General features: G+C 71.0%; 10 protein-coding genes. 5 read left to right on the top strand and 5 right to left on the bottom strand.

The window, feature by feature from the left end; all coding sequences use genetic code 11:
* Positions 1–68 precede the first annotated feature (68 nt).
* The 4 genes from ACZ7H1_RS26225 (at position 69) to ACZ7H1_RS26210 (ending at position 4,902) form a co-directional block, all read left to right on the top strand.
* A complete protein-coding gene (locus ACZ7H1_RS26225; RefSeq protein ID WP_470790213.1) occupies positions 69–1,571 on the top strand; it encodes an SDR family NAD(P)-dependent oxidoreductase in 1,503 nt (500 codons plus the stop codon).
* Between the two features lie 79 nt (positions 1,572–1,650).
* On the top strand, positions 1,651–2,466 hold the full coding sequence (locus tag ACZ7H1_RS26220; RefSeq protein WP_470790212.1) for a rhamnogalacturonan acetylesterase: 816 nt from the start codon (positions 1,651–1,653) through the stop codon (positions 2,464–2,466).
* The gene (locus tag ACZ7H1_RS26215; protein ID WP_470790211.1) at positions 2,463–3,272 is read left to right on the top strand and encodes an Ig-like domain-containing protein; all 810 of its coding nucleotides are present in this window, start codon (positions 2,463–2,465) and stop codon (positions 3,270–3,272) included. The genes ACZ7H1_RS26220 and ACZ7H1_RS26215 overlap by 4 nt, the downstream gene beginning before the upstream one ends.
* A 10-nt stretch (positions 3,273–3,282) precedes the next feature.
* On the top strand, positions 3,283–4,902 hold the full coding sequence (locus ACZ7H1_RS26210) for a glycosyltransferase family 2 protein (RefSeq protein ID WP_470790210.1): 1,620 nt from the start codon (positions 3,283–3,285) through the stop codon (positions 4,900–4,902).
* Between the two features lie 138 nt (positions 4,903–5,040).
* Here the strand turns inward: ACZ7H1_RS26210 and ACZ7H1_RS26205 are convergent, their stop codons facing one another.
* A complete protein-coding gene (locus ACZ7H1_RS26205) occupies positions 5,041–6,189 on the bottom strand; it encodes a hypothetical protein (RefSeq protein ID WP_470790209.1) in 1,149 nt (382 codons plus the stop codon).
* 164 nt (positions 6,190–6,353) lie between these two features.
* Here ACZ7H1_RS26205 and ACZ7H1_RS26200 point away from each other — a divergent pair, with 164 nt between their 5' ends.
* The gene (locus tag ACZ7H1_RS26200) at positions 6,354–7,412 is read left to right on the top strand and encodes an LCP family protein (RefSeq protein WP_470790208.1); all 1,059 of its coding nucleotides are present in this window, start codon (positions 6,354–6,356) and stop codon (positions 7,410–7,412) included.
* A gap of 105 nt (positions 7,413–7,517) precedes the next feature.
* On the opposite strand, the gene ACZ7H1_RS26195 is transcribed toward ACZ7H1_RS26200, so the two are convergent.
* The 4 genes from ACZ7H1_RS26195 to ACZ7H1_RS26180 form a co-directional block, all read right to left on the bottom strand.
* Complete coding sequence (locus ACZ7H1_RS26195; RefSeq protein ID WP_470790207.1) at positions 7,518–9,083, bottom strand: amino acid permease; 1,566 nt, start codon at positions 9,081–9,083, stop codon at positions 7,518–7,520.
* A gap of 174 nt (positions 9,084–9,257) precedes the next feature.
* A complete protein-coding gene (dxs, locus tag ACZ7H1_RS26190) occupies positions 9,258–11,177 on the bottom strand; it encodes a 1-deoxy-D-xylulose-5-phosphate synthase (protein WP_470790206.1) in 1,920 nt (639 codons plus the stop codon).
* Positions 11,178–11,393: 216 nt separating this feature from the next.
* Positions 11,394–12,629, bottom strand: coding sequence for a sugar ABC transporter permease (locus tag ACZ7H1_RS26185; RefSeq protein ID WP_470790239.1), 1,236 nt, complete (start codon positions 12,627–12,629; stop codon positions 11,394–11,396).
* A 62-nt stretch (positions 12,630–12,691) separates the two neighbouring features.
* Positions 12,692–13,480, bottom strand: a complete 789-nt coding sequence (locus tag ACZ7H1_RS26180) for an ATP-binding cassette domain-containing protein (protein WP_470790205.1) — start codon at positions 13,478–13,480, stop codon at positions 12,692–12,694.
* Positions 13,481–13,577 lie beyond the last annotated feature (97 nt).

Raw genomic sequence — 13,577 nt, 5'->3', positions numbered from 1 at the left:
TCCGGCCGCTCCGGCCGCTCAACCGCTTTTTTGCGGTTTCCCTCATCTCTCTCAGGAAGCAGGAGACCTTGTCCCACAGTGCAACCCGACGCCGTACCGTCGCCGTCGTCCTCGCTGGTGGCACCGGGCAGCGCATCGGACTCGAGATCCCGAAGCAGCTTCTGAAGATCGCAGGAAAGCCGATCCTCGAGCACACGCTGCACATCTTCGAGCACGCCCCGGACATCGACGACGTCATCGTCCTGATGACGCCCGCCTACACCGGTGAGGCGGAGAAGATCGTCGCGCGCGCGGGCCTGACGAAGGTCTCCCGCGTGCTGGCCGGCGGCTCGACCCGCAGCGAGACCACCAACATCGCCATCCGCGCGATCGCCGACACGCTCGGGGAGGGCGAGGACTGCAACCTGCTGTTCCACGACGCCGTCCGCCCGCTGCTGTCCCAGCGCGTCGTCAAGGAGTGCGTCGAGGCCCTGGAGCGCTACCAGGCCGTCGACGTGGCGATCCCGTCCTCCGACACGGTGATCGTCACCCGCACCCACGGCGACGACGGCGAGTTCATCACCGAGGTCCCGGACCGCTCCCGGCTGCGCCGCGGCCAGACCCCGCAGGGCTTCTGGCTGTCCACGATCCGCCGCGCCTACGAGCTGGCGGCCGGCGACCCGGCGTTCCAGGCCACCGACGACTGCTCGGTCGTGGTGCGCTACCTGCCGGACGTGCCGGTGCACGTCGTCATGGGCGACGAGTACAACATGAAGGTCACCCAGCCCGTCGACGTCTTCATCGCCGACAAGCTGTTCCAGCTGGCCTCCTCCCTCGCCCCCGAGCACACCGGCGACGAGTTCTACCGCGAGCAGCTCGAGGGCAAGACCATGCTGGTCTTCGGCGGCTCGTACGGCATCGGCGCCGACATCGCGCGGATAGCCGAGGGCCACGGTGCCCGCGTCTACGCCCTCGGCCGGTCCACCACCGGCACCCACGTCCAGAACCCGGACCACGTCGACGAGGCCTTCGCCAAGGCGTACGCCGAGACCGGCCGGGTGGACTTCGTCGTCAACACCGCGGGCATCCTGCGCGTCGGCCGGCTCGCCGAGACCGACAACGACGCCATCCGCGAGGCGCTGGAGGTCAACTACCTCGCGCCCGTGAACATCGCGCGGTCGGCGTTCAAGTACCTGAGCGAGACCAAGGGCCAGCTGCTGCTCTTCACCTCCAGCAGCTACACCCGCGGGCGTGCGGACTACAGCCTGTACTCCTCCACCAAGGCGGCCATGGTCAACCTGACCCAGGCGCTCGCCGACGAGTGGGCCGGCGACCGGGTCCGCGTCAACTGCATCAACCCGGAGCGCACCGCCACCCCGATGCGGACCAAGGCGTTCGGCCAGGAGCCCGAGGGCTCGCTGCTGTCGTCCGAGTCGGTGGCGCGCAGCTCGCTGGACGTGCTGCTGTCCGAGATGACCGGGCACGTCATCGACGTCCGCCAGCAGGACCCCACCGCAGTCCCTGCCCAGCGGTCGGGCTTCGAGCAGGCCATCGCCTCCGTGCTGAGCCGCACGGAGCACCAGGAGCTGTAAGGCGCGTCGCCTGCGGGGGCCGGGGCCGTGCGCCCCGGCCCCCGCAGCGGCGAGTACCCAGCACAGGACAGGGAGAGGCATGACGTACGCACCCGAGCCCCCGTCGGGGCCGGCCAGGATCTTCGTGGCCGGGGACTCCACGGCAGTCACCCGGCCGGTGAGCCACCTGCCGATGGCGGGCTGGGCCCAGGCCCTGCCCCTGTTCCTCACCGACGCGGTGGAAGTGGTCAACTGCGCCCGCGCACGGGCCAGTTCCAAGAGCTTCCGGGAGCGCGGCCGGCTCCAGTGGATCCTGGAGAACATGTCCCCGGGCGACTACCTCGTCTTCGGCTTCGGCCAGATCGACTGGAAGCCGGACCCGGGCCTGCACACCAAGCCCTTCAGCACCTTCACGGAGCACATGCGGGCGTACGTCACCGGCGTCCGGGAGGCCCAGGGGCACCCGGTGATCCTGCTCCCCTTCGAGCGGCGGCGCATCGACCGGCACGGCAACGTCGCCCGGTTCCTGGGCGACTACCCGCTCGCCATGCGGCAGCTCGCGCGCGAGGAGCACGTGCCGGTGGTCGACCTGTACGGCCAGAGCCTCGCGTGGTGGGAGGAGCTCGGCCCGGAGAACTCCAAGCACGCCTTCACCTACCTGCGGCCGGGCGAGCCGCTCCAGGAGATCGTGCAGGACGCGGACAACGTCCACGTGCGCCCCGAGGGCGCGGTCGAGTGCGCCCGCTTCGTGGCCCGCAGCCTGCACGAGCAGCGCGTGATCCCGCCGCACTGGGTCAAGGACCTCGACCGCCGGCGCTTCTCGTACGACGAGCTCGGCTGGCTGGACGACGCCACCTTCGTCCAGCGCACCAAGTCCCGCGTGTCCGCCTTCCCCTCCCAGGAGTCCGGCGCATGAACCACCTGCTGTGCCGGGGCCAGGCCCTCGGCCTCGAACCGGAGCAGGGGGCGGCCTACGCCGCCCTGTACAGCTCGGCCGACCCGTGGCAGGGGGTGGTCCCCGGGGAGCAGATCCAGCTCGGGCTGTCCGTCGCCCCCGACGGCGGCGCCCCCCGCGGCTTCGCGTACCTGCTGGAGGCCTCCGTGGCCCGCGGCGCCGAAGTCCTCGCCGTCCAGGGCCTGGAGTACTTCCCCGAGCAGGGCTGGTACCGGGTCCGGGCGGGCCGCGGCGAGAGCGCGACCGGCATCATCGTCCTGCGCGTCAAGCAGCCGGGTGCCGCGCCGCGGCTGCGCCCGCAGATCGTGGTGGCCGTGCCGGACGCGACCGGCCGCAAGCTGATCCGTACGGGCAAGCTGTCCGACCAGGCACTGCCGGTGCGCACCCCGACGGCGCCCGGTCTGCGGATGGGCGTGGCACCGGGCACGCAGGGCACGGTCAACGTGCTCGCGGGCGCTCCCGCGGGCAGCAACGCCATCGCGGTGAGCCAGCCCCGGAACGGCTCGGCGCGGCTCTCGCCGGACGGCTGGGTCGCGTACACGCCCGCACCGGGGTTCACCGGCTACGACCGGTTCGAGTACACCGTGGGCACCCCGGAGGCCGCGAAGCTGACCGCTCCGGTCAACGTGCACGTGGGCGCGCCGGGCCAGATCCCGGGCGCCTTCCCGGAGCGGCCGTCCGCCGTGGAGTTCCGCCGCTGGGAGTGGCCGGAGCTCACCGGGGAGATGCCGTGGCCGCAGCCGTCCCCGCACCCGCAGAGCCGATGAGGGTCAGCCGATGATGAACAGCGCAGCCGTACGCCCCGGCGACATCAAGGACGTGACGGTCGTCGTCCGGGTGAGCAACCACGCCCAGGTGCTCGACGCCTGCCTGGCGTCGGTGCTGGACCAGTCGATCGGCCGGGACCGCTTCGAGGTGATCGCCGTCGACGACGGCTCCACCGACGACAGCGGTTCGCTGCTGGCGCGCGCCGCGCACGAGCACGCCGGGTTCCTGCGGGTGGGGGCGCAGCCCCGCGGGCTGAGCCCGGCCGCGGCCCGCAACTGGGCGCTGAGCCAGGTCTCCGGACGGTACGTCATATTCCTTGAGGGCTCCGACCGGCTGGCTCCGCAGGCGCTGGCGCGCATGGTGGGCGTCGCCGACCGCAACGAGGCCGACATCGTCCTGGGCAAGCTGGAGAGTTCGGGCCGGCACTCGGTGGCGACGTCGATGTTCCGGCGCAGCCAGGCGTTCACGGACCTGTACTCCTCGCGGGTCTACTGGTCGCTGACGCCCGACAAGCTGTTCCGCACGAGCCTGGTCCAGCGGGACGGGCTGCAGTTCCCCACCGACATGCTGATCGGCGAGGACCAGGTCTTCACCGCGGCCGCGTACATCGGTGCCGACAACATCTCCGTGATCGCCGACCACACGTGCGTGGTCAAGGGCCCCTCGTCGGCGGCGCGGGTGTCGCTGACGGAGCGGGTGGCGATGGCCGCCCGGATGATGGCGCTGGTCGGCGGGCGGCTGGCGGAGGGCGAGCGGCGGGACTGGCTGCTCTCGCGCCACCTGGAGGTCGAGCTGGGCAAGGCCACCGGTGCCGCGCTGCTGGCCTCGCAGGACCAGGCCGACCGGGAGCAGGCGATGTGGGCGGCGGCCGAGGTGCTGCGCGCCCATGCCACGCCGGGGGCCCTGGAGCTGCTGCCGCGACCGCTGGCGGTGCGGTTCGCGCTGCTGGCCGGGGGCCGGTTCGACGAGGCCGCCGGGATGGCGGCGTACGAGGCCGACAAGACGCGGCCGGCGGTGACGAAGACGGTGGAGAACGGCCGGGTCTACACGAACCTGCCGTACTTCCGGGACCCGCAGGTGGGCCTGCCGGACGAGCTGTACGACATCACACGTCAGATGACGGTGTCACACGAGCTGTCGAAGATGCAGTGGACCGGTCCGATGCTGCTGCTGGAGGGCTTCGCGTTCTTCGAGCAGCTGTCGACCCGGGACCGGGCCACGAAGGTGGTGCTGCGGGAGCGGGTGAGCGGCGCGGAGGAGCGGTTCTCGGTGACCGCCCGGCGCGACGAGACCCTGCTGAACGCGAAGGGGAAGCCGCGTGCGATGGGCCGCTTCTCGACGCGGGTCAACCTGCGGCAGACCTCCAGCGGATGGCCGGTGGCGCCGGGCGTGTGGGACCTGTTCCTGTCGGTGAGCTTCGAGGGCGTCACCCGGGAGGTCCGGCTGGGCCGCAAGACCGGCGCGGACGTGGACACCGTGGGCCGCCTGCCGGTGACGATCGGGCCGGACCCGCAGAACCAGGGCCTGGAACTGGTCGCAGCCCCCTGCTTCACGCCCGAGGGCGACCTGAGCATCGAGGTGGCGAGCCGGCTGCCGCTGCCGACGGCCCAGGGCGCCGGGCGGGGCTGACCCCGGGCACGGAACCCCGCATACGGCAGGACCCCGCGTACGGCCTTCCGTACGCGGGGTCCTGTCGTATGCCGGTCCTGACGTACGCGGGCCGACCTGACGCTGCCGGCGCCGGATCCGGCGGCGGGGCCGCGGGGTTCAGACCGCGCGGGTCCAGCCGCCGAAGGCCAGGCCGTCCTGGTTCGGGTCCTGGCGCGCGAGGACCAGGTCCCCCGCCGGGTCCAGCCCGGCCACCACGATGCGCCCCAGCCCGTCCACGGCCACCTGGAGGGCCCGGATGTCGCGGCCGCCGAGGGAGGCCCACCAGGCGCCGTAGCCCTCGTTCTCCGTGACGTACGCGGTCAGTTCGACGTCGCGGCCGGCTCCCGTCTGGGCCAGCACCGTGCAGTCGTAGCCGCCGATCGAGGTGCGTACGGCGCCCACCGGGCCGCGGCCGCCCGCGCCGCCCAGGGCCATCAGGCCGCCCTGCACGCCGGGCGACTGGGCGCGCCAGGCCACGAGCTGGCCGTCGCCGGGGTAGCGCCAGAAGTAGGTGGCCCGCCGCGGGCCGGTCTCCAGGGCCACCGGGGTGCCCGGGACCACCGGGGTGCCCACGCGGTCGCCGAGCTCGAAGCGGCCCTTGGCCACGCCCACCCAGCGGTCGACCTCGCCGCCGCTCTGCGCGAGGATCTCCAGGACCCCGCCCTCGGGCATGGCCGCGGCCATCTCGCCCTGGTAGGCGGCGGTGGTGACGCTCTTCCAGCCGCCCCAGGCGCCGTCGGCGTTGCGGCTGCGGCGCAGGATGCCGCTCTCCCGGAGGGAGACCAGGACGTGCACGCTGCCGGCCACGGGATTGACGACGATCAGGGGCGGTCCGACGAGGGGGTCGCCGACCGGTCCGCCGGGCAGACCGGGGGTGCCGAGGCTGAACCAGTCGGTCAGGCCGCGGCCCGTCTGGAACTGGGTGGCGAAGGCCATCTCCGGTATGCCGCCCTCGTCCTGGGGCGGGCGCCGCAGTGTCACGAAGTGGACATATCCCTCGCGGTTCTGGGCCATCGCGAGCGGGCCGCCGCACCAGCCGGGCACCGGCAGCGTCTCGGGGCCGCTCCAACGGCCGCCAGGGGACGTTCCCTCGGTCCAGCGCAGGAGTCCGCCCGGACCGGCTGCGTAGGCCGCCAGCAGGCCGTCACGGCCCCGGAAGAGCCAGCGCCCGGCCGGCGGCCGGGGCTGCGCGGACCCCGGTGCGTCGCCGGAACGGCCCTCAGGGCCGCCGGTGTCCGCGACTCTGCCGCCTCTGCCACGGATCACGACGCCTTCTGCCTTTCTGGAGACCAGACCCTCGCCTCTCGAACGCCTCGAAAGTCTGTCTATTATTCACACCATCCTCAGGCAGACGGCTGGGCAGGTTCACCTCAACCGCCCCCGTCCCTCGCACGCCACCCTAGCGTCCCGACGGAAGGGCTCGACGAGCTATGACCCCGCAGACCGGTACCTCCCGGCGGCGCCCGAAGAGCCGTGGTCGCCGCGCGCTGAAGATCGTGCTGCTGTCGCTCGCCGTACTCGTCCTCGCCCTGGTCGGCGGCGGCTGGTGGGCGTACAGCCACCTCAACGGCAACATCGACAGCGTCGACCTGGACAAGGCGATCGGGGACAACCGGCCGGAGAAGGTCGCGGCCGGGGCCCAGAACATCCTCGTGCTCGGCTCGGACTCGCGCAACGGCGCCAACGGCGAGCTGGACCACGGCGACGTCGGCGGCACCGCCCGCTCGGACACGGCCATGCTGATGCACATACCCGAGGGCCGTTCGAAGGTGACCGCGGTGAGCATCCCCCGCGACACCCTCGTGGACCGGCCCGAGTGCAAGAAGAAGGACGGCAGCACCGTCCCGTCGAAGAAGCGCGCGATGTTCAACGGCATCTACACGCTGGCCGGTCCGGCCTGTGTCGTGAACACCGTGGAGCAGATGTCGGACATCCGCATCGACCACTTCGTCGAGGTGGACTTCGCGGGCTTCAAGGGCCTGGTCGACGCGCTGGGCGGCGTTCACGTCACCATCGACGAGCCCATCAAGGGCGGCAAGGGCGGCCTCCAGCTGGATCCCGGCACCCACAAGCTCGACGGCACCGACTCGCTCAAGTTCGTCCGTACCCGCTACGGCTACAAGGACGGCAGCGACCTCGGCCGCATCGGCCTCCAGCAGCAGTTCATGCTCGCGATGCTGACCGAGATCAAGAAGCAGGACGCCTTCGGCAACCCGGCCCGCCTCTACAAGCTGGCCGACGCCGGTACGAAGTCCCTCACCACGGACTCCGACCTGGACTCGCTCACCGCGCTCGCCGACTTCGCCAAGAGCATGAAGGGCGTGGACGCGAACACCATGGAAACGATCATGCTCCCGGTGGCGTACGACAAGATCGACCCGAACCGCGTCGTCCCGGCCGAGCCGCAGGCCGGCCAGCTGTGGGAGGCGCTGCGCAACGACACGAAGGTCCCCGCGTCGGCCAAGAAGTCGCCGGCGAGCGGCGGCTGAGCGGCCGACAGGACGACAGTCGTCTGAACGCGTGAACGCACTCCGGCCCGGGCGCTCTGCCCGGGCCGGAGTGCGTTCACGTGCGCGCGCTCACTTGCGCCGCGCTCACTTGCGTACCGGGGGTCCCGGCGGAGCCGGTGGCGGGGGATGTGCGGCGGCACTGCGCTGCATGCCGAGCCGGCTGTGCCTGCGGCCGTACAGGTAGTAGACGAAGATGCCGACCACCATCCACACCGCGAACCGGAACCAGGTCTCCCCCGGCAGGTTGAGCATCAGCCAGACGGAGGCCGCGATCGACAGGATCGGGATGAACGGCACCCACGGGGTGCGGAAGGCCCGGTGCAGGTCGGGACGGGTCCGGCGGAGGATGATCACGCCGAGGGCGACCACCACGAAGGCGAACAGGGTGCCGATGTTCACCAGGGTCGCCAGCTCGTTGATGCTGGTGAACCCGGCGACCACGGCGATGACCACGCCGAGCAGGATCGTCGGCCGGTACGGGGTCTGGTACTTCGGGTGGGTGACCGAGAAGAACCGCGGCAGCAGGCCGTCCCGGCTCATCGCGAAGAACACCCTGGTCTGGCCCAGCAGCAGGATCATGCAGACCGTCGTGAGGCCCACCGCGGCGCCGAAGCTGATGGCGCCCGCGTACCAGGGGTGTCCTGCGGCCTTGAAGGCGTCGGCCAGCGGCGCGCTCACGGACATCTCCGAGTAGTGCTGCATGCCGGTGACCACCAGCGACACGGCCACGTAGAGCACGGTGCAGATCAGCAGCGAGCCCAGGATGCCGCGGGGCATGTCCTTCTGCGGGTTCTTGGTCTCCTCGGCGGCCGTGGCGACCACGTCGAAGCCGATGAAGGCGAAGAACACCACGGAAGCGGCCGTGAAGATGCCCATGATGCCGAAGTTGGTGGGCTCGTAGCCGAACAGCAGCTGGACGAGTGGCGCGTCCCAGCCGGAGCCGCCCTCCTGTGCCTGGGCGGGCGGGATGAACGGGTCGTAGTTGCTGCCGTTGATGAAGAACAGGCCCGCGATGATCACGATCAGCACCACGGTGACCTTGATGGCCACCACGAGCGCGGTGATGCGGGCGGACAGCTTCACACCGATGACCAGGATCGCCGTGAGCACCAGGACCAGCAGGAAGGCCAGCAGGTCGAAGGTGCCGCCCGCCACGTCGGGCCCCTGGAGCGCGGCGGGCAGATGGATGTCCGCGTTGTCCATGAGCGAGCGCACGTAGCCGGACCAGCCGACCGCCACCACCGCCGTACCCAGCGCGAACTCCAGCACGAGGTCCCAGCCGATGATCCAGGCGGGCAGCTCGCCGATGGAGGCGTAGCTGAAGGTGTACGCGGAACCCGCCACCGGGACGGTGGAGGCGAATTCGGCGTAGCAGAGGGCGGCCAGCGCGCAGACCACGCCGGCGGCGACGAAGGCGAGGGCCGTGGCCGGTCCGGCTGTCTCCTTCGCCACCTTGCCGGTGAGGACGAAGATGCCGGTGCCGATGATCACACCGACGCCGAAGACCGTCAGGTCCCAGGCAGAGAGGGATTTCCGTAGCGCATGCTCCGGTTCCTCGGTGTCGAGGATGGACTGCTCGACCGACTTGGTGCGGAAGGGGCCGTTGCCCCTGCCGGGGCCACCGGGCCCCAGATCCTGCTGTGTGCTCACCGAAGTACCTCCACGCGGTCGTGGATGTCACGGATCACGTTGCAATGTCACGTGCACGCGAATGGGCCGGGAGGGACCACCCCTCAAGGGTGACCCTCCCGGCCCGGGGCGTGCAACGCGAGGCGATCACCGCCGCGCGGCGGCGGGCCCCCTTCCGGGGGCCGCCGGGCGCCGTCAGTCGCGGGCGGCCTCGGCCGGCTCGCTGTCGAAACGTCCGTCCAGCCTGGCGACCAAACCGGTGACCTGACGCGCGATGTCGGGTGCCGTCAGGCCGATCTCGGCCATGATCTCCTTGCGCAGCGCGTGGTCGAGGAACCGCGGCGGGATGCCGAAGTCGCGCAGCGGCACGTCCACCCCCGCGTCCCGCAGCGCCTGTGAGACGGCGGAACCGACACCGCCGGCCCGGCTGTTGTCCTCGACGGTCACGACGACCCGGTGGCGCTCCGCGAGCGGGGCCAGGGCCTCGTCCACGGGCTTGACCCAACGGGGGTCGACCACGGTCGCGGAGATGCCCTGCTTGTCCAGCAGGTCGGCGATGTCCAGGCACATCGGGGCGAGCGCGCCGACCGAGACGATCAGCACGTCGGGGTTGAGCACCTCGGGGGCCGGGGCGCGCAGCAGGTCCATGCCGCCGATCTTGCCCAGGGCCGGGACGGCCGGGCCGACGACGCCCTTGGAGAAACGCACGACGGTCGGGGCGTCGTCCACCTCGACGGCCTCGCGCAGCTGGGCACGGAGCTGCTCGGCGTCGCGCGGGGCGGCGATCCGCAGGGTCGGCACGCACTGGAGCACGGACATGTCCCACATGCCGTTGTGCGAGGCGCCGTCGTCGCCGGTGACCCCGGCCCGGTCCAGGACGAAGGTGACCCCGCACTTGTGCAGGGCGACGTCCATCAGGACCTGGTCGAAGGCGCGGTTGAGGAAGGTCGCGTAGACCGCGAAGACCGGGTGCAGGCCGCCGGTGGCCAGGCCCGCCGCGGAGACCGCGCCGTGCTGCTCGGCGATGCCGACGTCGTAGATCCGGTCCGGGAACTCCTCGGCGAACTTGTTCAGCCCGACCGGGTGGAGCATGGCGGCGGTGATCGCGACCACGTCCGCGCGGTCGTGACCGATCTTGACCATCTCGTCGGCGAAGACCGAGGTCCAGCTCGCCGCCGCGGCCTTGACGGGCAGGCCCGTGTCGGGGTGGATCACGCCGACCGCGTGGAAGCGGTCCGCCTCGTGCTCCAGGGCCGGGGTGTAGCCGCGGCCCTTCTGGGTGAGGCAGTGCACGATGACCGGGCCGCGGAAGCGCTTCGCGCGCTGCAGGGCCGACTCCAGGGCCTCGATGTCGTGCCCGTCGATGGGGCCGACGTACTTCAGGCCCAGGTCCTCGAACATGCCCTGCGGCGCGATGAAGTCCTTGAGGCCCTTCTTGGCCCCGTGCAGGGTTTCGTAGAGCGGCTTCCCGACGACCGGGGTCCGCTCCAGGATGTCCTTGCCGCGGGCGAGGAAGCGCTCGTAGCCGTCGGTGGTGCGCAGGGTCGCCAGGTGGTCGGCGAGACCGCCGATGGTGGGACCGTACGAGCGCTCGTTGTCGTTGACGACGATGACGAGCGGACGGTCCTTGGCGGCGGCGATGTTGTTCAGCGCCTCCCAGGCCATGCCGCCGGTCAGCGCGCCGTCACCGATGACCGCGGCCACGTGGTGGTCGGACTTGCCGAGCACCTGGTTGGCCTTGGCCAGGCCGTCGGCCCAGCCGAGCACGGTGGAGGCGTGGGAGTTCTCGATCACGTCGTGCTCGGACTCGGCGCGCGAGGGGTAGCCGGAGAGGCCGCCCTTCGTGCGCAGCTTCGAGAAGTCCTGACGTCCGGTGAGGAGCTTGTGGACGTAGGCCTGGTGGCCGGTGTCGAAGAGGACCTTGTCCTTCGGCGATTCGAAGACCCGGTGCAGGGCGATGGTCAGCTCGACCACACCGAGGTTGGGGCCCAGGTGCCCGCCGGTCTTGGAGACCGCGTCGACGAGGAAGGACCTGATCTCTGCGGCCAGCTGGTTCAGCTGCTCCGGGCTGAGCCGGTCCAGATCGCGCGGTCCCTTGATGCGGGTCAGCAGCACCCGTGCCTCCTTGCAGTTGCTTGCTGGTCTGTCGAGTCTAATGTTCCGTCCGCGACGGACGTCATCGGGCGGTCCCGGCATGGTCACGCCTTTGTCATACCTGTACACATCGGCGCGATGTCACACATCACGTACGAGTGGACACACGCACATGTGCCCGGCGCCACACCAGGTGGCACCGGGCACAGGGCCGTACGACGGCCGGGACGCGCGCTGCTACGCGCGGCCCGCCGTCTTCTGCGTCTTGCGGGTGACCGAGTCGATCACCACGGTGGCCAGCAGCACCGCGCCCGTGATCATGTACTGGATCGGCGTGGCGATGCCTTCCAGGGCCAGACCGTACTGGATGGACGTGATGACCATGACACCGAGCAGGGCGTTCCAGGTCCGGCCGCGGCCGCCGAAGAGGCTGGTGCCGCCGATGACGGCTGCCGCGATGACGTTCATCAGCAGGTCGCCGGCGCCGGCGCTCTGGTTGGCGGCTGCGATCTTGGAGGCCCAGAAGAGGCCGCCGATCGCGGCGAAGGTGCCCGCGATGGAGAAGACCGCGATGCGCACGACGTCGACGTTGATGCCCGCGCGCCGCGAGGCCTCGACGCTGCCGCCGAGTGCGAACACCTTGCGGCCGAACGTCGTGCGGCGCAGCAGGAAGTCGGTGCCGACCAGGACGATCAGGAACAGCAGCATGGCCAGCGGCAGGCCCTTGTACTGGTTGAAGATCGCGGCGGCGCCGAAGGCGACCACGGCCAGCAGCCCGGTGCGAAGCGCGATCTCGCCGACCGGCCGGGAGGGCACGCCGGCGGCCGCACGGCGGCGCGCGTCGAAGAAGGCGCTCAGGAAGTACGCGACGACCGCGACCAGGGCCAGGCCGTAGGCGGCGGCGACGTCGGTGAAGTAGTACGTGGTGAGCTTGCCGACCACTCCCTCGGAGTCGAGGTTGATGGTGCCGTTGCTGCCGAGGAGCTGCAGCATGAAGCCGGACCAGAACAGCAGGCCGGACAGGGTGACGGCGAAGGCCGGTGCGCCGATCCTCGCGAAGAAGAATCCGTGGATGGCGCCGATGAGCGCGCCGCCGGCGACGGCGGCGAGCACGGCGAGCCACTCGTTGACACCGTGGGTGACGGCGAGGACGGCGACGATCGCGCCGGAGACGCCGCTGACGGAGCCGACCGAGAGGTCGATCTCGCCGAGCAGCAGCACGAAGATGATGCCGACGGCCATCATGCCGGTGGCGACCATCGTGACGGCGATGTTGCTGAGGTTCTCGGCCGACAGGAAGTTGGAGTTCAGGCTCTGGAAGACGACACAGATGATCACCAGGCCGATCACCACCGGCAGCGAGCCGAGGTCGCCGGCGCGCATCTTGCGCTTGAATTCGCCGGCGTAGCCGGCCAGACCCTGCTCGCGGACCAGCAGGCGGGGGTCGACGGCCGGCACCGCGGCGGCCGGGATCTCGTCCGCGGCGGTCTTGGGACCGGGTACTTCGTCGTCCAGGGCGGGCTTGTTCTCGGTGCTCACTTGCGAGCCTCCCCGGTACGCGCCGCACGGCGGGTCACGGCGTTGTCCGTGGCGCCCGTGATGGCGGAGATGATCTCTTCCTGCGAGGTGTCGGCGACTCTGAAGACGCCGTTGTTCCGGCCGAGGCGCAGTACGGCGACCCGGTCGGCCACTGCCTTCACATCGGCCATGTTGTGGCTGATGAGGATCACGGCGTGGCCACGCTCGCGCAGCCGCTCGACCAGGTCGAGGACCTGTGCGGTCTGCTCGACGCCGAGAGCGGCGGTGGGCTCGTCGAGGATGACGAGCTTGGGCTCGCCCAGCATGGAGCGGGCGATCGCCACGGTCTGGCGCTGCCCGCCCGAGAGCGAGGCGATGGGGATCCGGACACTGGGGATCCGGATGGACAGGGTGGTGAGGAGCTCGCGGGCGCGGCGCTCCATCTCCACCTCGTCGAGGACTCCGCGGCGGCGCAGTTCGCGGCCGAGGAAGAGGTTGCCGACGACGTCGATGTTGTCGCAGAGCGCGAGGTCCTGGTAGACGGTCGCGATGCCGAGGTTCTGGGCGTCGTGGGGTTTGTTGACCTGCACGGACCTGCCTTCCCACTCGATGACTCCGTCATCGATGGGGTGCACCCCGGCGATCGTCTTGACCAGCGTGGACTTGCCGGCGCCGTTGTCGCCGACCAGGGCGACCACCTCGCCGGCATGGATCTCGAGGTCTACGTCGGTGAGCGCCTGGACGGCGCCGAACCGCTTCGAGACGCCTCGCAACGCCAGCACGGGCGCAGCGGACACATGAACCATCTCCTTCGCCGCCTGACCGGCGGGGATGTCGTACACAGAGCAGGTTGGGGAGGAATCGTTTCTGCCCGGCGCCCCGCAGATGGCGGGGTAAGAAGGG

The sequence above is a fragment of the Streptomyces sp. NPDC037401 genome (assembly GCF_055602345.1).
This window is presented reverse-complemented; position numbering and strand designations above follow the sequence as displayed.

What these genes read in the sequence shown, in the direction of transcription:
- ACZ7H1_RS26220 (WP_470790212.1), top strand. Translation starts at nt 1,651, where the DNA reads ATGACGTACGCACCCGAGCCCCCGTCGGGGCCGGCCAGGATCTTCGTG.
- ACZ7H1_RS26215 (WP_470790211.1), top strand. Translation starts at nt 2,463, where the DNA reads ATGAACCACCTGCTGTGCCGGGGCCAGGCCCTCGGCCTCGAACCGGAG.
- ACZ7H1_RS26210 (WP_470790210.1), top strand. Translation starts at nt 3,283, where the DNA reads ATGATGAACAGCGCAGCCGTACGCCCCGGCGACATCAAGGACGTGACG.
- ACZ7H1_RS26200 (WP_470790208.1), top strand. Translation starts at nt 6,354, where the DNA reads ATGACCCCGCAGACCGGTACCTCCCGGCGGCGCCCGAAGAGCCGTGGT.
- ACZ7H1_RS26180 (WP_470790205.1), bottom strand. Translation starts at nt 13,480, where the DNA reads ATGGTTCATGTGTCCGCTGCGCCCGTGCTGGCGTTGCGAGGCGTCTCG.